At 75.5% G+C, this 22,786-nt stretch carries 1 protein-coding gene and 2 pseudogenes; all 3 read right to left on the bottom strand.

Features of this window, described 5'->3' with window-relative positions:
* Positions 1 to 8: 8 nt before the first annotated feature.
* Positions 9 to 6,044 (bottom strand): annotated as a pseudogene (locus MRQ36_RS34615) (beta-ketoacyl synthase N-terminal-like domain-containing protein); the annotation flags it as partial.
* 92 nt (positions 6,045 to 6,136) lie between these two features.
* Positions 6,137 to 13,726, bottom strand: a pseudogene (locus MRQ36_RS24980) (beta-ketoacyl synthase N-terminal-like domain-containing protein); the annotation flags it as partial.
* A gap of 117 nt (positions 13,727 to 13,843) precedes the next feature.
* Positions 13,844 to 22,483: a type I polyketide synthase gene (locus tag MRQ36_RS24975; protein ID WP_242799194.1), complete on the bottom strand. Its 8,640-nt coding sequence runs from the start codon at positions 22,481 to 22,483 to the stop codon at positions 13,844 to 13,846.
* Positions 22,484 to 22,786 lie beyond the last annotated feature (303 nt).

Raw genomic sequence — 22,786 nt, 5'->3', positions numbered from 1 at the left:
GGTGCCCGGCGGACGTCCCAGCTCGCCACCGGCAGCGGGCGCAGCGCCCCCGACTCGACCAGCCGCAGCACCTCGGTGAGCATCTCGCCGATGCGTTCCGCGCCCGCCTCGATCAGGTCGAACGCGTGGTAGCCGACGCCGGGGTGCCGGTCGCGCAGCTGCTCCGGGGTGCGGACGTCGGTCTTGCCCATCTCCAGGAACCGGCCGCCGACGCCGAGCAGGCGCAGCGAGGCGTCGACGTACTCGCCGGCGAGGGAGTTGAGCACGACGTCGACCCGGCCGGCGGTGGCCCGGAACCGCTCCTCGAAGTCGAGGTTCCGGGAGGAGGCTAGGTGGTCGTCGGGGATGCCGAGGGCGCGCAGGGTGTCGTGCTTGCCCTCGCTGGCGGTGGCGTACACCTCGGCGCCGAGGTGGCGGGCGAGCTGCACGGCGGCCATCCCGACGCCACCGGCGGCGGCGTGGATGAGCACCGCCTCGCCGGTGCCGAGCTTCGCCAGGTCGACCAGGCCGTACCAGGCGGTGAGGAAGGCGATCGGCACGGACGCGGCCTGGGTGAACGACCAGTCGGCGGGCAGCTGGGCGATCATCCGCTCGTCGGCGACGGAGACCGGCCCGAACGCCTTGCCGAACATGCCGAGGACGCGGTCGCCGGGGGCGAACCGGGTCACGCCGGGGCCGACCTCGGTGACGATGCCGGCGCCTTCGACGCCCATCGGACCGGGGTCGCCCGGGTACATGTCGAGGGCGTTGAGCACGTCGCGGAAGTTGAGGCCGGCGGCGCGCACCGCGACCCGGACCAGGCCGGGGCCGAGCGGGGCGAGCAGTTCCGGGTCGGCGGCCAGGGTGAGGTTGCCCAGCGAGCCGCGGCCGGTGGTGTCGAGCCGCCAGGCCGCCTCCGCCGGGGCAACGCGCCGTCGCCGGCGAGGCGGGCCAGCCGCGCGCCGCGCGGACACGCCGGCCCGGACGACGACCTGCGGTTCGTCGGCGTCGACGAGCGCCGGTAGCAGCGCGGCGGCGTGCGTCGCGTCGTCGAGGTCCACCAGGAGGAACCGGCCGGGTTCCTCGGTCTGGGCGGAGCGGACCAGGCCCCACACTGTGGCGGCGGCCGGGTCGCTCAGGCCGGTCGTGTCGTCGCCGGCGACCGCGCCGCGGGTGACGAAGACCAGCCGGGACCGGGCGTACCGGTCGTCGGCGAGCCAGCTCTGGACCAGCGCGAGGGCGCGGGTGCTCAGGGTGCGGGCCGCCGCCGCCATGCCGGCGGCGTCGGTGGCGTCGGTGGCGTCGCCGACGCACGGGACCAGGACGACGTCCGGGACTTCCTCGTCGCCGAGCGCGGCGAGGTCGGCGACCGGGCGGGCCGCGAGCGCGTCGGCCAGGTCGAGGTCGTCGGCGCCGAGCACCGCCCAGGACCGGCCGGTCGGGGTCGCGCCGACGGTCGCCGTCTCGACCCAGTCCAGGCGGAACAGCGAGTCCGGGTACGTCGGGCGCGGCGCGGAGAGCTGCGCCGGGTTGACCGGGCGCATGGCCAGCGCGCCGATGGTGGCGACGGGCTGGCCGGTGGCGTCGGCGATGGCCATGGTCAGCGTGTCCGGTCCGGCCTGGGCCAGGCGTACCCGGAGGCTGGCGGCGCCGGCGGCGTGCAGCGTGACGTCGGTCCAGGAGAACGGCAGCCGGCTCTGCCCGGTGCCGTCGAGCGCGACGAAGGTGAGCGCCTGCACGGCCGCGTCGAGCAGCGGCGGGTGCAGCCCGTACGCGGCGGCGTCGGCGGCGTGCTCGGGTGGCAGGGCCACCTCGACGTAGACGTCGCCGCCGACCCGCCACGCCTGGCGCAGTCCCTGGAACGACGGGCCGTAGGTGAAGCCGCCGGCCCGGTACATGTCGTAGAAGGTGGAGACGTCGAGGGCTTCCGCGCCGGTCGGCGGCCAGGCGGTCAGGTCGATCGGTTCGGTGGTGGTGCCGCTGGCGAGGGTGCCGGTGGCGTGCAGCGTCCACGGCGTGTCGGCGGTGGCGTCGTCGGGGCGGGAGTGGATGCGGATGGTCCGCGTACCGGTGTCGTCGGGGCGGCCGACCTGGAGCTGGAGGTGGATGCCGCCGGTGCGGGGCAGCGGGAGGGGGGCGGCCAGGGTGAGTTCCTCGACCCGGTCGCAGCCGACCTCGTCGGCGGCCCGGACGGCGAGTTCCAGGAACCCGGTGCCGGGGAAGAGAATTGTGCCCAGCACGTCGTGGTCGGCGAGCCAGGCGTGGTCGCGGAGGCTGAGCCGGCCGGTGAACAGGTGTCCCTCGTCGCCGGCCAGGGCGACGGCGGCACCGAGCAGCGGGTGTCCGGCGTCGGTGAGGCCGGCGGCGGTCACGTCCCCCGCCCGGTGCGTCATCGGCTGCGGCCAGTACGACTTCCGCTGGAAGGCATAGGTGGGCAGGTCGACGACGCGCGCACCGGTGGGGGCGAAGAACGCCGCCCAGTCGACGGGGCAGCCGTCGGCCCAGAGCCGGGCGAGGGCGGTCACGGCGGTGGTGGGTTCGGTCTGCTTGCGGTGCAGCGCCGGTACGGCCAGCACCCCGTCGCGGGTCTCCTCGATCGCGGCGACCAGGGTCGTGTCGGGGCCGAGTTCCACGAACCGGGTCACGCCCAGCTCGGCGGCCCGGCTGACCGCGTCGGCGAAGGCGACGGTGCCGCGCACCTGGTCCGCCCAGTAGCCGGCGGTGAACTCGTCCACCACCTCACCGGTCAGCGTGGAGACGATCGGGATCCGCGGTTTCCGCAGCTCGATGGCCTCGGCGGCCCGGGTGAAGTCGGCCAGCATCGGGTCCATCAACGCGGAATGGAACGCGTGGCTCACCGTCAACCAGCGGCCCTGCCGGTCGGCCAGGCCCGCCGCGACCTGCTCCACGGCCTCCCGGGTCCCGGACACGACGACCTGACCCGGAGCGTTGACCGCCGCGATCGACGCGCCGTCGACCAGCAGCGGGGTCACCTCGTCCACGGTCGCGCGGACCGCCCACATCGCACCACCCGACGGCAGCGCCTGCATGAGCGACGCGCGTGCAGCGACCAGGCGGCACGCGTCCGCCAGGTCGAGGACACCCGCGACGTGCGCGGCGGCGAGTTCACCGATCGAGTGACCGATCAGGTAGTCCGGGGTGACACCCCAGGATTCGAGGAGCCGGAACAGCGCCACCTCGACCGCGAACAGGGCCGGCTGCGCCCAACCGGTCCGACCCAGGTCGTCGGCGGCGGAATCGATCACCTCACGCAGCGGACGGTCCAGCAGGGTGTCGAACTGCGCGCACACCTCGGACAGCGCCGCGTCGAAGACCGGGAACGCCGCCGCAAGGTCGCGGCCCATGCCGAGCCGCTGGCCGCCCTGACCGGAGAAGACGACACCGGTCAGGCCGTTGCGGATGGCGCCGGTGACCACACCGGCGGCGGGCGTACCGGCCACCAGGGCGGTGAGGGCGGAGCGCAGCTCGTCGTGGTCCGCGCCGAGCACCACGGCGCGACGCTCCAGCGCCGACCGGGTGGTGGCGAGGGAGAAGCCGACGTCCCGCGGCTCCCGCCCCGGCTCGGCCAGCAGCCGCGCGGCCTGCGCCGCCACGCCCTCCGGCGTACGGGCCGACACCGGCCAGGGCACCACCGGAAGCTCCGGCCGCACCGGTTCCGGGCCAGGGGCCTCCTCGGGGGCCTCCTCGATGATGACGTGCGCGTTGGTGCCGCTGATGCCGAAGGACGACACGCCGGCCCGGCGCGGCCGGCCGGCGCGCGGCCAGGCGCGTTCCTCGGTGAGCAGTTCGACCGCTCCGGCGGACCAGTCCACGTGCGACGAGGGCGTGCCGACGTGCAGGGTGCGGGGCAGCACCTGGTGCCGCAGCGCCAGGATCATCTTGATCACCCCGGCGACGCCCGCCGCGGCCTGGGTGTGGCCGAGGTTCGACTTCACCGAGCCGAGCAGCACGGGCCGGTCGGCGGGGCGGTCCTGCCCGTAGGTGGCCAGCAGCGCCTGCGCCTCGATCGGGTCACCGAGGGACGTGCCGGTGCCGTGCGCCTCGACCGCGTCCACGTCGGCGGCCGACAGGCCGGCGCCGGCCAGGGCCGCCCGGATCACCCGCTGCTGGGAGGGGCCGTTCGGGGCGGTGAGGCCGTTGGAGGCGCCGTCCTGGTTGACGGCGCTGCCGCGGACCACGGCGAGGACGCGGTGGCCGTTGCGGCGGGCGGCGCTGAGCCGCTCCAGCACCAGCACGCCGACGCCCTCCGCCCAGCCGGTGCCGTCCGCGTCGTCGGAGAACGCCTTGCACCGGCCGTCCACGGCGAGGCCGTGCTGCCGGCTGAACGAGACGAACGGGGCGGGCGTGGAGATCAGCGTGACGCCACTGGCCAGCGCGAGGTCGCACTCGTCGTTGCGTAGCGCCTGGGCCGCCAGGTGCAGGGCGACCAGCGACGACGAGCAGGCGGTGTCGACGGTGACCGCCGGCCCCTCCAGGCCCAGCGCGTACGCCACCCGGCCGGAGAGCACGCTCGCCGCGTTACCGGTCATGAAGTAGCCGTCGGCGCCCTGCGGGCTGGCGATGAGCAGGCCGCCGTAGTCGGAGCCGTTGCCGCCGGCGAACATCCCGGTGCGGCTGCCGGCCAGTGACAGCGGGTCGATGCCGGCGCGCTCGGCGGCCTCCCAGACCGCTTCCAGCAGGAGCCGCTGCTGCGGGTCCATGGAGAGCGCCTCGCGGGGGTTGATGCCGAAAAGGGTGGCGTCGAACTCGCTGACCCCGGTGACGAACCCGCCGTGCCGGGTGTACGTGGTGCCGGCCCGGTCCGGGTCCGGGTCGTAGACGGCGTCGACGTCCCAGTTGCGGTCGGTGGGGAACTCGGTGATGGCGTCGCCGCCCTCGGCCAGCAGCCGCCAGAACTCCTCCGGGCTGCTGATCCCGCCGGGCAGCCGGCAGCTCATCCCGACCACGGCGATCGGGTCGTCGTCGACGCTCTCCTCGGCCCGCCCGGTCGCCACGACCGGGGCGGGTGCGGCGTCGCCGACGAGTTCCCGGCGCAGGTGCCGCACCAGCGCGTACGGGGTCGGGTAGTCGAAGATCATCGTCGCCGGCAGGCGCAGCCCGGTGGCCAGGCCGAGCCGGTTGCGCAGTTCGATCGCGGTGAGCGAGTCGAAGCCGATGGCGGAGAAGACGTGGGTGGGTTCCACGTCGGCCGGCGAGGCGAAGCCGAGCACCCCGGCGACGTGCCGGCGTACCAGGTCGAGCAGTTCCCGCTCGCCCTCGGCGGCGGTGAGCTGCGCGAGCCGCGCGGTGAGGCCGTCGGGGTGGCCGCCGGTGTCGCCGTCGGCGGATTCGAGGGCGGCCCGCGCCTCGGGGATGGCGTCGAGCAGCGGGCTGCGCCGGCTCGCGGTGAACGCGGGGGCGTACCGCTGCCAGTCGACGCCGGCGACGGTCAGCGTCGCCTCGCCGTCGCCGACGGCCTGGTGCAGGACGGTGACCGCCGACTCGGGGGGCAGCGGGTGGATGCCGCCCTTGCGCTGGCGGTCCTCGACGGCGGCGCTGTCGGCCATGCCGGCGTCGGCCCACGGTCCCCAGGCGATCGAGGTGGCGGCGTGGCCGGCGGCGCGGCGGTGTTCGGCGAGCGCGTCGAGCACCGCGTTGGCCGCCGCGTAGTTGGCCTGGCCCGGTCCGCCCCAGATGCCGGCGGTGGACGCGAAGAGCACGAACGCGTCGAGGTCGAGGTGACGGGTGAGGTCGTCCAGGAGCAGCGCGGCGGTGGCCTTCGGGGCGAGCACCCCGCCGATCCGCTCGGGGGTGAGCGAGTCGAGGATGCCGTCGTCGAGCACACCGGCGGCGTGCACGACGGCGGTGAGCGGGTGCGCGGCGGGGATGCCGTCGAGCAGCGCGGCGAGCTGGGCCCGGTCGGTGGTGTCGCAGGCGGCGACGGTGACGGCGGCGCCCTGCGACTGGAGTTCCTGGCGCAGCTTGGCGGCACCCGGGGCGTCCGGGCCGCGCCGGCTGGCCAGCAGCACGTGGGTGGCGCCGTTGGCGACGACCCAGCGGGCCATCCGGGCCCCGAGGGCGCCGGTGCCACCGGTGATCAGGACCGTGCCGGAGGGCTGCCAGGTGGCGTCCGCGCCGGCCGGGCGGGGTGCCCGGATCAGCCGGCGGGCGAACGGCCAGGTCGCGGACGGCGAGCTGGTCCTCGCCGCCGGCGGTGAGGGCGTCGACCACGCGCCGCGCGGCCGCGGTGTCGGCCTCGGCAGGTACGTCGAACAGGCCGCCCCAGCGGTCGGGGTGTTCCAGCGCGGCCACCCGGCCGAGACCCCAGACGGCGGCCTGCGCGGGATGGGCCACGCTGTCCCAGCGGGCCACGGCGACGGCCCAGATCGAGGCGGTCAGGCCGGCATCGCCGAGGGCCTGGAGCAGGGTGGCGGTCAGGCCGAGGCCGGCGGTGGCCGAGGACGCCGGGTACGGGTCGCTGGTCGAGGCTGAGCAGCGACACCACGCCGGCCGGCTGGCCGCCGTCGCCGAGGAGTGCCCCGAGCGCGGCGCGGTCGAGGTGGGCATCGGTGAGCCGCAGCGGACGGCAGGTGGCGCCACGGCTGGCGAGTTCGCCGCTCACCGCGTCGGCCCAGCGCTGCGCGGCCGGGTCGTCGGACGAGGTGACGACCAGCCAGCTGCCGGTGACCGGCTGGGTGGCCGGGGTGAACGGGGTCCAGGAGACCCGGTAGCGCCAGGCGTCGGTGGTGTGCTGTTCGCGCTGCTGGCGGCGCCAGTTGACCAGGGCGGGCAGCAGCGGGTCGAGCACGGCCGGGTCGGTGCCGAGGGTGCTGGCGAGCGCGCCGGTGTCCTGACGTTCCACGGCGGCCCAGAACTCGCCGTCGGCGGTCTCCACGGTGTCGGTGTCGGTGGCCTGGCCGAGGTGCACGGTCGGCCAGTAGCGCTGCCGCTGGAAGGCGTACGTGGGCAGGTCGACGGCCGGGCGGGGTCCGCCGAGCGCGGTGGTCCAGTCCACGTCGACGCCGTGGGTCCAGAGCGTGCCGGCGCTGAGCAGGAACCGGTCGAGGTCACCGTCGTCGCGGCGCAGCGTGCCGGTGACCACGACGGGCTGATCCGCCTGGTCGGTGGTCTCCTCGACGGCGGCGGCCAGCACGGGGTGCGGGGAGACCTCCACGAACACGCCGTGGCCTTCGTCGGCGAGCCGGGTGATCGCGTCGGCGAAGCGGACGGGTTCGCGCAGGTTCCGGAACCAGTAGTCCAGGTCCAGGCCGTCGACCCAGTCGGCGGTGACCGTGGAGAGCCACGGCACCTCGGGTGCCCGGGGAGTGACGTCGGCGAGTTCGGTGGCGAGCCGGTCGGCGAGGGCGTCCATCGCCGCCGAGTGGGACGCGTAGTCCACCGCGATCCGCCGGGCTCGGACAGCGGCCCGCTCGCAGTCGGCGAGGACGTCCTCGACGGCGGCGACCTCACCGGAGATCACCACCTGGGAGGGGCTGTTCACGGCCGCGATGCTGACCCGGCCGTCGTGGCGGGCCAGCAGGGTCTGCGCGTCGTCGGCGGGCATCCGCAGCGACGCCATCGTGCCGCTGCCGGCGCTGAGGTCGGCGACCGCCCGGGACCGCGCCACGACGATCCGCAGCGCCTCCGGCAACGTGAGCACCCCGGCCACGTACGCGGCGGCGACCTCGCCCTGCGAGTGACCGACCACGGCGGCGGGGCGTACCCCGTAGGAGCGCCACAGCGCCGCGAGGCTCACCATCACCACGAACGACGCGGGCTGCACGACGTCCACCCGGTCCAGCGACACCGCGTCGGGGTGTGCGCGCAGCACGTCGACGACCGACCAGTCGACCAGGTCGGACAGCACGGCCGCGCACTCGGCCACCGACTCGGCGAACGCGGGGGACGAATCGAGGAGCGCGCCGCCCATACCGACCCACTGCGCACCCTGACCCGGGAACACGAACACCGTGCGACCAGCGGCCCCGGTCACCCCGGACACCACGTTGGTCGCCGGTTCGCCGGCGGCGAGGGCCGCCAGACCGGCCGCGTGATCGCCGACCACCACGGCGCGCTGCTCGAACCGGGCGCGCGTCGAGGCGAGGGACCACGCCACGTCCGCCGGGTCGGCGGTGTCGACCAGGGGCCGCAGCGCGGACGCCTGGCCGTGCAGGGCGGCGGTCGAGCGGGCGGAGAGCAGCCACGGTACGACGGTCGGGGCGGGCCGGTCCGGGGACGCGGGGGTCTGCTCCGGGGCCTCCTCGACGATGACGTGGGCGTTGGTGCCGCTCATGCCGAACGCCGAGACGGCGGCGCGGCGGGGGCGGTCGGCCGCCGGCCACTCCCGGGCGTCGGCGAGCAGTCGTACATCGCCGGCGGACCAGTCGACGTGCGGGGTGGGGGTGCCGGCGTGCAGCGAGCGGGGCAGCACGCCGTGCCGCATGGCGGCCACCATCTTGATCAGTCCGGCGACGCCGGCCGCGGCCTGGGCGTGGCCGATGTTGGACTTCACCGACCCCAGCCAGAGCGGCCGGTCCGCGGGCCGGTCCTGCCCGTACGTCGCGATGACCGCCTGCGCCTCGATCGGGTCACCCAACGACGTACCCGTGCCGTGCGCCTCCACGACGTCCACGTCCGTGCTGGACAGGCCGGCGTTGGCCAGGGCCTGCCGGATCACCCGCTGCTGCGACGGACCGTTCGGCGCGGTCAACCCGTTCGACGCGCCGTCCTGGTTGACGGCGCTGCCCCGGACCACGGCGAGGACGCGGTGGCCGTTGCGGCGGGCGTCGCTGAGGCGTTCCAGCAGCACCACGCCGGCGCCTTCGGCCCAGCTGGCCCCGTCGGCGTCGGCGGAGAACGGCTTGGACCGGCCGTCGGGGGCGAGGGCCCGCTGCCGGCTGAACTCGACCAGCGAGATCGGGGTGGACATCACGGTGACGCCGCCCGCCAGGGCCATCGTGCAGTCGCCCTCGCGCAGCGCCTGGCAGGCCGAGTGGAGCGCGACCAGCGACGAGGAGCACGCGGTGTCGATGGTCAGCGCGGGCCCTTCCAGGCCGAACGAGTACGCGACGCGGCCGGAGAGCACGCTGGGCGAGTTGCCGGTGCCGAGGAAGCCCTCGAAGTCGTCCTTGGCGAGGGCGAGCAGGCCGCCGTAGTCCTGGTAGGTGACGCCGGCGAAGACGCCGGTGCGGCTGCCCCGCAGGGTGTGCGCGTCGAGGCCGGCCTGTTCCATCGCCTCCCAGCAGATCTCCAGCAGGAGCCGCTGCTGCGGGTCCATGGCGACGGCCTCGCGGGGGCTGATGCCGAAGAAGGTGGCGTCGAACTGGCTGGCGTCGTGCAGGAAGCCGCCCTCGTGCACATAGCAGGTGCCGGGGTTGTCCGGGTCGGGGTCGTAGAGGGCGTCGAGGTCCCAGCCGCGGTCGGTGGGGAAGCCGGAGATGGCGTCGGTGCCGTCGGCGACCAGCCGCCACAGGTCGTCGGCGCTGCGCACGCCGCCCGGGTAGCGGCAGCTCATGCCGATGATGGCGATCGGCTCGTCGAGGGGCGTGGTGGTGCGGGTCGCCGGGGCGTCGGCCTCGGCCGGTGCGCCGACCAGTTCGCGGCGCAGGTGCTCGACGAGGGTACGGGGGGTCGGGTAGTCGAAGACGAGGGTGGCGGGCAGCCGCAGCCCGGTCTCCTCGGCCAGCGCCTCGCGCAGTTCCACGGCGGTGAGCGAGGTGAAGCCGAGGTCCCGGAAGGGCAGGTCCGCGTCGAGGGTCTGCAGCCGGGGCTGGTCGAGCACGATGGCGGCGCGACGGCCGACGATCGCGGTCAGCTCGGTGCGCTGCTCGTCCTCGGGCAGCGCGGCGAGCCGCGTACGCAGGGTGTTGCCGCCGCCGGAGACCGCGGCGGCCGCGCGGCGGCGGGTGGGCGCGGGGCCAGTCGCGGGCCGGTCGGTGCAGGCCGCGACGGCCTGCCGACCGGTGTACGGCCGCAGCGTCAACGCGTCGGCGGTGAGGACGGCCTGGCCGGCGGTGTCGGCGAGGGTGACGGTCCAGCTCTCCGCCGGACCGGCCGGGCGGATCGCGACGCGCAGCAGGGACGCGCCGGTGGCGTGCAGGGTGACGCCGGTCCAGCAGAACGGCATCGACGGCGTGTCGGTGCGGGTGCCGTAGGAGAGCGCCTGGAGGGCGGCGTCGAGGACGGCCGGGTGCAGGCCGAAGCGGTCCACCTCGCCCCGGTGGGTGTCGGCGAGGGTGACCTCGGCGTAGAGCGCGCCGTCGCCCCGCCACACGGCGGTCAGGCCCTGGAAGACGTCGGCGTAGTCGAAGCCCTGCGCCGCCCGGTTGCGGTAGTGGTCGGTGACGTCGACGGGGGTGGCCCCGGCGGGCGGCCAGGCGGTGAGGTCGGGGTGCGGCCGGCCCGGGCCGGTGCCGAGGACGCCGGTCGCGTGCCGCGTCCAGGTCGGCTCGTGCTCGGGGCGGGAGCTGATGGTGAAGCGGCGGTTGCCGGTGTCGTCGGCGGCGTCCACCGCGACCTGCACCCGGACCGCCTGGTCCTCGGGGAGGACGAGGGGTGCCGCCAGGACGAGTTCGTCGACCCGGTCGCAGCCGAGGTGGTCGCCGGCGCGGACGGCCAGTTCGAGGTGTCCGGTGCCGGGGAAGACGAGGTCCCCGTCGACCCGGTGCCCGGCGAGCCACGGCGCCGTACGGGTGGAGAGCCGGCCGGTGAAGACGTGCCCGCCGCCGTCGGCGAGTTCCACGACGGCGCTGAGCAGCGGATGCGACACCGGGTCCGCGCCGATGGCGCCGACGTGCCGGGGCCCGTTCCCACCCTCCAGCCAGTAGCGTTCCCGCTGGAAGGCGTAGGTGGGCAGGGGCACGGCGCGGGCGCCGGTCGGGGCGTAGAACGCCGCCCAGTCGACGGGGCCGCCGTGCGTCCAGAGCCGGGCCAGGGCGGTGACGGCGGTGCCGGGTTCCGCCCGGTCCCGCCGCAGCGCCGGTACGGCCAGCACGTCGGCGCAGGTCTCCTCGATCGCGCCGACGAGGCTCGCGTCGGGGCCGAGTTCCACGAACCGGGTCACGCCGAACTGGTGGGCCTTGTCGACGGCCGCGCCGAAGGCGACGGTGCCGCGCACCTGGTCGACCCAGTAGGTCGGGGTGAACTCCTCGATGGGCTGTCCGGTGAGGGTGGAGATGATGGGGATCCGGGGTTTCCGCAGTTCGACGGCCTCGGCGGCCCGGGTGAACTCGGCGAGCATCGGGTCCATCAGCGCCGAGTGGAACGCGTGACTCACCGTCAACCAGCGGCCCTGCCGGTCGGCCAGTCCGGCCGCGACCTGCTCCACGGCTTCCCGGGTCCCGGAGACGACCACCTGGCCGGGTGCGTTGACCGCCGCGATCGACGCGCCGTCGACCAGCAGCGGGGTCACCTCGTCCACGGTCGCGCGGACCGCCCACATCGCACCACCCGACGGCAACGCCTGCATCAACGACGCCCGCGCCGCCACCAGACGACACGCGTCCGCCAGATCCAACACGCCCGCCACGTGCGCGGCAGCGAGTTCACCGATCGAGTGACCGATCAGGTAGTCCGGGGTGACACCCCAGGATTCCAGGAGCCGGAACAGCGCCACCTCGACCGCGAACAACGCCGGCTGCGCCCAGCCGGTCTGCGCCAGGTCCGCCGCCGGGTCCGACTCGTCCCGCTCCCCCGCCGCGCCGTCGATGACCTCACGCAGCGGGCGGTCCAGCAGGGCGTCGAACTGCGCGCACACCTCGGACAGCGCCGACTCGAAGACCGGGAACACCCCGGCCAGGTCGCGGCCCATGCCGAGCCGCTGGCCGCCCTGGCCGGAGAAGACGACACCGGTCAGGCCGCCCCGGGTGGCGACGCCGGTGACCACGTCGGCGGACGGTCGGCCGTCGGCCAGGGCGGCCAGGCCGGCCCGGAGGCCGTCGGTGTCCGGGCCGAGCACCACCGCGCGGCGCTCCAGCGCCGACCGGGTGGTGGCGAGGGAGAACCCGACGTCGACCGGCTCGTGCTCCGACCCGGTCAGCAGCCGTTCCGCCTGCGCCGCCAGGCCCTCCGGCGAGCGGGCCGACACCGGCCACGCCACCACCGGCGGCGTCGGGCGGGGCCGCACCGGCACGACCGGCGCGGGGGTCTCGTCGGGGGTCTCCTCGATGATGACGTGCGCGTTGGTGCCGCTGATGCCGAACGCGGACACCCCGGCCCGGCGGGGTTCCGCCCCGCGCGGCCACGGCCGTGCCTCGGTCAGCAGCTCCACCGCGCCGGCCGACCAGTCGACGTGCGACGACGGGGTGCCGACGTGCAGGGTGCGGGGCAGCGCCTCGTGTCGCAGCGCGAGGACCATCTTGATCACACCGGCGACACCGGCGGCGGCCTGGGTGTGGCCCAGGTTCGACTTGATCGACCCGAGCAGCACCGGCCGGTCGGCCGTCCGGTTCCGCCCGTACGTGGCGAGCAGCGCCTGTGCCTCGATCGGGTCGCCGAGCGACGTGCCGGTGCCGTGCGCCTCGACGGCGTCGACGTCGGTGGTGGTCAGGCCGGCGTCGGTGAGCGCCTGCCGGATGACCCGCTGCTGGGAGGGGCCGTTCGGGGCGGTCAGGCCGTTGGACGCGCCGTCGGAGTTGACGGCGCTGCCGCGGACCACCGCCAGGACGGGGTGACCGTGGCGGCGGGCGTCGCTGAGCCGCTCCACGAGAAGCAGGCCGACGCCCTCGCTCCAGCCGGTGCCGTCGGCGTCGTCGGAGAACGCCTTGCACCGGCCGTCGACGGCCAGGCCGCCCTGCTGGGCGAAGTCGATGAAGGCGTCCGGGCTGGCGATGACGGTGACACCGCCGGCCAGGGCGAGGGTGCACTCCCCCGAGCGCAGCGACTGGACGGCCAGGTGCAGCGCCACCAGCGACGACGAGCAGGCCGTGTCGACGGTCACCGCGGGCCCCTCCAGGCCGAGGGCGTACGCCACCCGGCCGGAGAGGACGCTGCCGGAGTTGCCGGTGATCAGGTGTCCGCCGACGCCGTCGGGGACCTCGTGGACGCCGCTGAGGTAGCCGGAGCTGCCGGCGCCGACGAAGACGCCGACCCGCTGGCCCTTGAGGGACAGCGGCGCGATGCCGGCCCGTTCCAGCGACTCCCAGGCGGTCTCCAGCAGCAGCCGCTGCTGCGGGTCCATGGCGAGCGCCTCGCGGGGCGAGATGCCGAAGAAGGCGGCGTCGAAGTGTGCGGCGTCGGCCAGGAAGCCACCGACCCGCGCGTACGCGCCGGCGCCGGTGTCGGTGAGGCCGTCGAGTTCCCAGCCCCGGTCGGTGGGGAACGGCGAGACGGCGTCGGTGCCGTCGGCCAGCAGCCGCCACAGCGCCTCGGGATCGCCTGCGCCGCCGGGCAGGCGGCAGCTCATCGCCACGATGGCGACCGGTTCGTCGACGGCCGGGCGGGGGTGGTCGGTCTGCGCGGGCGACCGGTCGGTGCCCAGCACCTCGTCGACCAGGTGGTCGGTGAGGACGGCCGCGGTGGGGTGGTCGAAGACCAGCGTGGACGACAGCGCCAGGCCGGTGGCCGTACCCAGCCGGTCGCGGAAGTCGACGGCGGTGAGCGAGTCGAAGCCGAGGTCGCGGAAGGCGCGGTCCGGGTCGACGGCGGCGCCGTCGGAGTGGCCGAGCGCCGCGGCGGCGGCGGCGCGTACCAGCTCCAGGACGTGCCGGCGGCGGTCCCGGTCGGTGAGGGGCCGCAGCCGGGCGGCCAGCGCGCCGTCGGACGCCGCCTCGGGGGCGGGCGGCGCGGCGGTGAGGTCGGTAGAGGGTGCTGCCGCGCCGGACGGTGAAGGTCGCGACGAAGCGGTCCCAGTCGACGTCGGCGACGGTCAGGCAGGGCGGTCGCCGGTGAGCGCGAGCCGAGGGCGGCGAGGGCCTCGTCGGAGTGCCAGCGGCGGGAGGCCGCGGCGGCGCAGGTCGTCCTCGGCGCCCTCGGCGGCGGCCATGCCGCCGCCGCCCCGCAGGCCCCAGGCGACGGAGGTGGCGACCCGACCCTGCGCGTGGCGGCGGACGGCGAGGGCGTCGAGGACGGCGTTGGCCGCCGCGTACCCGCTCTGGGTGCCGCTGCCCCAGGTGCCGGCGATGGACGAGTAGAGGACGAAGGCGTCCAGGTCACGGTCGCCGAGCAGGTCGTCGAGGTGGAGCGCGCCGGCCACCTTGGCCGCGGCCGGCTCGGCCAGGTCGGTGCGGGTGGTCGCGGGCAGCGGGGTGGCGCGGGTGAGGCCGGCGGTGTGGAACACCGACCGGACGGGCGGTGCGTCCGCCTCGATCCGGGCGAGCGCGGCGGCGAGGTCGGCCCGGTCGGTGGAGTCGCAGCCGGCGATGACGACGGTCGCACCGGCAGCGACGAGGTCGTCGCGCAGTTCGCTCGCGCCCGGCGCGTCGGGACCGCGCCGGCTCAGCAGCGCGACGTGGGTGGCGCCGCAGGCGACCGCCCAGCGGGCGACCCGGGCGCCCAGGGCGCCCGTTCCGCCGGTGACGAGGACGGTGCCGGTGGGGGTCCAGGGTGCGCCGGTGGGGGTGTCGGCCGGGGTGAGCCGCCGGCCGAGCAGGGCGGCGCCGCGCAGCGCCACCTGGTCCTCGGTGCCGGCCCCGCCGGCCAGCACGTCGACCAGCCGGGTCACCGCCGGTGCCGTCGGCGTCGCGGGTACGTCGACCAGCCCGCCCCAGCGGTCGGGGTCCTCCAGGGCGACGACCCGGCCGAGGCCCCAGACGGCGGCCCGGGTGGGGTGGGTCAGCGGGTCGCCGGGTCCGGTGGAGACCGCGCCGGAGGTGACCGCCCAGATCCGTGCGGTCAGGTCGGCGTCCTGGGCCGCCTGGGCCAGCAGGGTGGTGGCGGCCAGCCCACGGGTCAGTCCCGGGTGTCCGTCGAGTTCGGTGTCGTCGTGGGCGAGAAGGGAGATCAGCCGGTCGTGGCCGGTGAGCCGGGCGGCCAGCGCCGCCCGGTCGGGGTCGGTCGGGTCGATCACCAGCCGGTCCACGTCGACGCCCCGGTCGGTGAGCGCGGTGGTGAGCGCGTCGGCCCACGGATCGGTGGCGCCGCTGGACTCCACGATCAGCCAGCGGCCGGGCAGGGTGGGGTCGGCGACCGGGCCGACCGGCGTCCAGCTCTCCCGGTAGCAGAGCCGGCCGGCGGCGCCGTGCTCATGCCGGCGGCGCTGCCAGGCGTCCATCGCGGCCAGCACGTCGGGCAGGTCGGCGTCGGCGGGCAGCCCCAGGGTGCTGGTGAACGCGTCGAGGTCGCCGTGCGTCACGACGTCCCAGAAGGCCGCGTCGAGGGTGGCGCCGGGGGCGGCGTCGGGCCGCCGGGACACCCGGGGCCAGTACCGCTGCTGCTGGAAGGCGTAGGTGGGCAGATCGACGGTCCGCGCGCCGGTGGGGGCGAAGAAGGCGGCCCAGTCGACGGTGCCGCCGTCGGCCCAGAGCCGGGCCAGGGCGGTCACGGCGGTGCGGGGCTCGGCCTGCTTGCGGTGCAGCATCGGTACGGCCAGCAGCTCCGGGTGGGTCTCGCCGACGGCGCCGACGAGGCTGGCGTCGGGGCCGAGTTCCACGAACCGGGTGACGCCGAGGTCGTGTGCGGTGGCGACCGCCGCGCCGAAGGCGACGGTGCCGCGTACCTGGTCCGCCCAGTAGGCCGGGGTGAACTCGGTGATCGGCTGTCCGGTGAGGGTGGAGACGATCGGGATCTGCGGGCGGCGCAGCTCGACGGCCTCGGCGGCCCGGGTGAACTCGGCGAGCATCGGGTCCATCAACGCCGAGTGGAACGCGTGACTCACCGTCAGCCAACGGCCCTGCCGGTCGGCGAGGCCGGCGGCGACCTGCTCGACGGCTGCCCGTTCGCCGGAGACCACCACCTGGCCGGGTGCGTTGACCGCGGCGATGGACGCGCCGTCGACGAGCAGCGGGGTGACCTCGTCGACGGTCGCGCGGACCGCCCACATCGCACCACCCGACGGCAGCGCCTGCATCAACGACGCCCGCGCCGCCACCAGGCGACACGCGTCCGCCAGATCCAGCACTCCCGCCACGTGCGCGGCGGCGAGTTCACCGATCGAGTGACCGATCAGGTAGTCCGGGGTGACACCCCAGGATTCGAGGAGCCGGAACAGCGCCACCTCGACGGCGAAGAGCGCCGGTTGCGCCCAGCCGGTCCGACCCAGGTTTTGCGCCGGGTCCGACTCGTCCCGCTCCCCCGCCGCGCCGTCGATGACCTCACGCAGCGGGCGGTCCAGCAGGGCGTCGAACTGGGCGCACACCTCGGACAGGGCGGCCTCGAAGACCGGGAACGCTGCGGCCAGGTCGCGGCCCATGCCGAGCCGCTGGCTGCCCTGACCGGAGAAGACGACACCGGTCAGGCCGCTGCGGGCGGTACCGGTGACCGTCCCGGCGGCGGGGGTGCCGGCGGCGAGCGCGGCCAGCGCGGTCCGCAGCTCGTCCGGGTCGCCGCCGAGGACGACGGCGCGGTGGTCGAGGGCGGAGCGGGTGGTGGTGAGGGAGAACGCCACGTCGACCGGCGTGGCGTCGGCGGGTACGCCGGTCAGCAGGCGGCGGGCCTGCGCGGCGACGGCGTCGGCGGTCCTGGCCGAGACGGCCCACGGCAGCACCGCAGGGACGAGCGGGTCCCCGTCGGCGGGTTCCGGGTCGGTGTCCGGTGCTTCTTCGAGAATGAGGTGGGCGTTGGTGCCGCTCAACCCGAACGCCGACACCGCCGCCCGACGCGGCCGGTCGTCCCCGGACCACTCCCGCTGCTCGGTCAGCACCTCCACATTGCCGGCACTCCAGTCGACGTGGCTGGAGGGCGTACCGACGTGCAGGGTGCGCGGCAGCGTCCGGTGCCGCAGCGCCAGGATCATCTTCATCACCCCGGCCACCCCCGCCGCCGCCTGGGTGTGCCCGATGTTCGACTTGATCGACCCGAGGTACACCGGCCGGTCGACGGGACGACCCTGCCCGTAGGTGGCCAGCAACGCCTGCGCCTCGATCGGGTCACCCAACGACGTGCCCGTACCGTGCGCCTCGACCGCATCCACGTCCACCGGGCTCAGGCCGGCACTGGCGAGGGCCTGCCGGATCACCCGCTGCTGCGACGGACCGTTCGGCGCGGTCAACCCGTTCGACGCACCATCCTGATTCACCGCACTCCCCCGCACCACCGCGAGGACCCGGTGACCATTGCGGCGGGCGTCCGACAACCGCTCCAACACCAACACACCGGCACCCTCACCCCACCCGGTGCCGTCCGCGTCATCCGAGAACGCCTTGCAGCGGCCGTCACCAGCGAGACCACCCTGCCGGGCGAACTCCACGAACGCCCCCGGCGTCGACATCACCGTCACCCCACCCGCCAGGGCAAGGGAACACTCCCCCGACCGCAGCGACTGCACGGCCAGGTGCATCGCGACGAGGGACGACGAACATGCCGTGTCGACGGTGACGGCCGGGCCCTCCAGGCCGAGGGCGTACGACACCCGGCCGGAGAGGACGCTGCCGGAGGAACCGGTGGAGGCGTACCCGTCGGTGGACTCGTCGGAGACGGCCAGCAGCATCGGGTAGTCCTGGCCGTTGGTGCCCGCGAAGACGCCGACGGGAGCGCCGCGCAGCGACAGCGGAGCCACCCCGGCGCGCTCCAGGGCCTCCCAGGTGACCTCCAACAGCAGCCGCTGCTGCGGGTCCATGCTCAACGCCTCACGCGGCGAGATCCCGAACAGGGTCGCGTCGAAGTCGGTCACCCCGTCGACGAAGCCGCCGACCGCGGTGAAGCCGTCCTCGGCCCACCAGCCGCGGTCCACCGGGAAGGCGCCGACGGCGTCGACGCCCCCCGACAGCAGTCCCCACAGGCTCTCCGGGGACACCACACCACCGGGGAACCGGCACCCCATCCCCACCACGACGATCGGGTCGGTGTCGACGGCGCCCACCGGCGCGGGGGCGGGCAGGTCGGCCGGCGCGGCGGCGTCGGCGAAGAGCGTGTCGTCGAGGAGGTCGGCCAGGGCCTGCGCGGACGGGTGGTCGAAGACCACGGTCGACGGCAGCGTGAGACCGGCGGCGGCGTTCAGCGCGTTGCGCAGTTCCAGGGCCATGAGCGAGTCCACGCCCAGGTCACGGAAGGACACACCCGCGCCGATCGCGGACCGGTCGGCGAAGCCGAGCACGGCGGCGGCAGGTCGCGGATGCGGATCGCGGGCTGGGCGCGGCGCGGGCCAGCAGGCCGGACAGCGAAGCCGGTGACCACCGACCACCGGTAGTCGCGGACGGTGTCGGCCGGCGTAGGGTGAAGAGTTCGTCCCCAGGTGGACCAGGCGCGGCGGGTGTGCCGGCACGAACCCGGTCCCTGGACGTCGGCGACGGTGACGCGGCGGAGACCGCCGAAACAGGCCCACCGCGCGGGCGAGGTCCAGCGGTGACGCCGCCGCGATCGGCGCCGACCAGCACGAGGGCGTCGTCGGCCATGCCGCCGTCCGCCAGGGGCCCCACGCCACCGACGTGGCGACCAGGCCCAGGCCCGCCGCGCCGCGACCAGGCCGTCCAGCGCCGCGTTGGCCGCCGCGTACGCGCCCTGGCCGGCGCCGCCCACGCACCGGCGCCGACGAGAAGACGATGAAGGCGTCGAGTTCCCGGTCACCGCAGGCGCGGTCCAGGTGCCACGCCGCGCCGGCCTTGCCGCCCCACACGGTGGCGAGGTCAGTCACCGAGATGCCGTCGAGCACGCCGTCGTCGACGACACCGGCGGTGTGCACGACGGCCGACACGTCGTAGCGCCGCAGCAGGTCGTCGACGTCGCCGGGGACGGCCACGTCCGCCGCGACCACCTCGACCCGGGCACCGGCCGCCGTCAGCTCGTCCCGCAGCGCCGACGCGCCGTCGGCGGCGAGCCCGCGTCGGGACACCAGCACCACACCGTCCGCGCCCTGCGACACCGCCCAGCGGGCCACCCGGGCACCCAGCGCCCCGGTGCCGCCGGTGATCAGGACGGTGCCGCGGGGCACCCATCCGGAGCCGGCGGGCGAGCCCGGCACCAACCGCCGGCCGAACGTGACCGAGCCCCGTACGGCCACCTGGTCCTCGGTGCCGCCGACGGCGATCACGTCCACCAGGGCCCGCGCCGCGACCTCGTCCACCGTGGACGGCAGGTCGGCGAGGCCACCCCAGCGGCCCGGTTCCTCGAGGGCCGCCACCCGGCCCAGGCCCCACACGCCCGCCGCCAGGGGTCCGGTCACCGGGTCGCCGGCCCCGACCGAGACCGCCCCCGAGGTGACCGACCAGCACTTGCCGGTGACGCCGGCCTGACCCAACGCCTGCACCAGCACCAGCGTGGCCGCGAGACCCACCGGTACGCCCGGGGTGTCCGGCAGCTCGTCCGTGTCCCGGCCGAGGAAGGAGACCACCCGGTCGACGCCGGCGTACGGGGCCAGCCGCCCGGCCAGCAGGTCCCGGTCGAGGTCGGCCGCGGTCACCCGCAGCCGGGAGACCTCCGCGCCGCGCGCGGTCAGCGCCGCGGCCAGCGCCGCCGGCCACTCGTCGTCGGACCCGACCAGCAGCCAGTGCCCGGTCACCGGCCGGTCGGCGGGTACGGCGAACGGGAGCCAGGACTCCTGGTAGCAGAGTCCTTCGACGGTGGCGCGTTCGTCGGCCCGCCGTCGCCACGCGGAGAGGGCGGGCAGGGCGGCACCGAGCCGGGTGTCCGGTGCGACGCCGAGTTCGGCGGCGAAGGTGGCGACGTCGCCGCGGTCCAGGGCGTCCCAGAGGGCGGCGTCGAGGGTGCCGCCGGTGTGGCGGCGGCGGGTGGGCCGTGGCCAGTAGCGTTCCCGCTGGAAGGCGTACGTGGGCAGGGGCACGACGCGGGCGCCGGTCGGTGCGAGGTAGGCCGCCCAGTCGACCGGGCAGCCGTCGGTCCACAGCTGCGCGGCGGCGCGTACGGCGACGGCCGGTTCGGGGCGGTCGCGGCGCAGGACCGGCACGGCGAGGACCTGGTCGTCGCCGGTCTCGGTGATCGCGCCGACGAGGCCGGCGTCCGGTCCCACCTCGAGGAAGCGGCAGACACCGAGGTCCCGGGCCCGGCGCACGGCGTCGGCGAACGCCACGGTGCCGCGGACCTGGTCGGCCCAGTAGGTCGGGGTGAACTCCTCGACGAGCTGCCCGGTGAGCGTGGAGACGATCGGCACCTGCGGCTGCCGCAGCTCCACCGTGCCGGCCACCCGGCTGAACTCGGCCAGCATCGGGTCCATCAGCGCCGAGTGGAACGCGTGACTCACCGTCAGCCAACGGCCCTGCCGCTCCGACAGCCCGGCCGCCACCTGCTCCACGGCCTCGCGGGTCCCGGAGACGACGACCTGGCCGGGCGCGTTGACCGCCGCGATCGACGCGCCGTCGACCAGCAGCGGGGTGACCTCGTCGACAGTGGCACGGACCGCCCACATGGCACCACCCGACGGCAGCGCCTGCATCAACGACGCCCGCGCCGCCACCAGGCGGCACGCGTCCGCCAGGTCCAACACTCCCGCCACGTGCGCGGCGGCCAGCTCACCGATCGAGTGACCGATCAGATAGTCCGGGGTGACACCCCACGACTCCAGGAGCCGGAACAGCGCCACCTCCACCGCGAACAGGGCCGGCTGCGCCCAGCCGGTCCGGCCCAGGTCGTCGGCGGCGGCGTCGATGACCTGCCGCAGCGGGCGGTCCAGCAGAGTGTCGAACTGCGCGCACACCTCGGACAGCGCCGCGTCGAACACCGGGAACGCCGCCGCGAGGTCGCGGCCCATGCCGAGCCGCTGGCCACCCTGACCGGAGAAGACGAACGCGGTCCGGCCGGCGCGGACGGCACCCGACACCACGTCGGTGGTGGGCGCGGAGCCGGCCAGCGCCGTCAGGCCGGTACGCAGGGCGTCGGCGTCCACGCCGAGCACCACCGCGCGGTGCTCCAGGCCGGAGCGGGTGGTGGCGAGGGAGAGCGCGACGTCGGCGGCGGGCAGGTCCCGGACGGCGGTGGACAGCCGGGCCGCCTGCGCCGGCAGCCCGGCGGGGGTCTTCGCCGACACCGGCCACGGCAGCACCGGCAGCGCGACGCCACCGGCGGTGGCGGGCTCGGTGTCGTCGGTGGGTGAGGTGTCGTCGGCGGGCGTCTCCTCGATGATGACGTGCGCGTTCGTGCCACTCACGCCGAACGCGGACACCCCGGCCCGCCGGGGCGACTCGCCCCGGGGCCAGGGCCGCGCCTCGGTCAGCAGCTCCACCGCACCCGCCGACCAGTCCACGTGCGACGACGGCGTGCCGACGTGCAGGGTGCGGGGCAGCGCCTCGTGCCGCAACGCGAGCACCATCTTGATCACACCGGCCACACCGGCGGCGGCCTGGGTGTGACCGACGTTGGACTTGACCGACCCGAGCCGGAGCGGCCGGTCGGCGGGACGGTCCTGCCCGTACGTGGCGAGCAGCGCCTGCGCCTCGATCGGGTCGCCCAGCGACGTGCCGGTGCCGTGCGCCTCCACGGCGTCCACGTCGGCGGGCGTGAGCCGGGCGCTGGTCAGGGCCTGCCGGATGACCCGCTGCTGGGAGGGGCCGTTCGGGGCGGTGAGACCGTTGGACGCGCCGTCGGAGTTGACGGCGCTGCCGCGGACCACGGCCAGGACCTGCCGGCCGTGGCGGCGGGCGTCGCTGAGGCGCTCCAGGACGAGCAGGCCGACGCCCTCGCCCCAGCCGGTGCCGTCGGCGTCGTCGGAGAACGCCTTGCACCGGCCGTCGGTGGCGAGGCCACCCTGCCGGGCGAACTCGACGAACGCGGTGGGGGTGGACATCACGGTGACGCCACCGGCCAGGGCGAGTCCGCACTCCCCCGCGCGCAGCGACTGGACGGCCAGGTGCAGTGCCACCAGCGACGAGGAGCAGGCCGTGTCGACGGTCACCGCCGGCCCCTCCAGGCCGAGGGCGTACGCCAGCCGGCCGGAGAGCACGCTGCCGGAGCTGCCGGTCAGCACGTAGCCGTCGACGCCGTCCTCGCCGGTCAGGTAGGTGTCGTAGCCGGACGGGGAGCCACCGACGAAGACACCGACCCGGGAGCCCTTCATCGACAGCGGGCCGATGCCGGCGCGTTCCAGGGCCTCCCAGGAGCATTCGAGCAGCAGCCGCTGCTGCGGGTCCATGGCGAGCGCCTCGCGCGGCGCGATGCCGAACAGGCCGGCGTCGAAGTCGGCGATGCCGTCGACGAACCCGCCACGGATCGAGGAGTCGAGGCCGGGCAGTGCGGTGAGGTCCCAGCCCCGGTCGAGCGGTACGTCGCCCAGGGCGTCCACGCCGTCCTCGACAAGCTTCCACAGGTCCTCCGCGGAGCGGACGCCGCCCGGGAACCGGCAGTGCATCGCCACGATGGCGATGGGTTCCCGGGCGGCGTCCTCGACCGCCCGGAGTCGCTGGCGCGTCTCGTGGAGGTCAGCCGTCGTCCACTTGAGATAGTCGCGGAGCTTGTTTTCGTTCACTGACGGACCGTCTCCTGTCGGCGTGGCCCAGGGAGTCGGTAGCCGTGGCCTGCGCCGTCAAGAGGACTTACCGAACTCCCTGTGGATGAATTCGAACAGCTCGTCGTCGGAGGCCGTCTCCAGTTGCCGGGACACCGGCTCAGCGGCTCCCGCAGACTGCCTGTCACCCAGCGTCGAGATTAGGCTCCGCAGCCTGGCCTGCACCTCGTCGAGCTGGTGGTCTGGGGAAAGAGCTGAAATTCCGGCTTCGAGCTTGTCCAGGGCGGCCTGCACCGCCTGTTCGGGCGACGGGGGCTGCTCCTG

Source organism: Micromonospora sp. R77 (assembly GCF_022747945.1).
Classification (GTDB): domain Bacteria; phylum Actinomycetota; class Actinomycetes; order Mycobacteriales; family Micromonosporaceae; genus Micromonospora.
The sequence above is the reverse complement of the archived record's forward strand: the minus strand, read 5'-3'. Positions and strand labels throughout refer to the sequence as shown.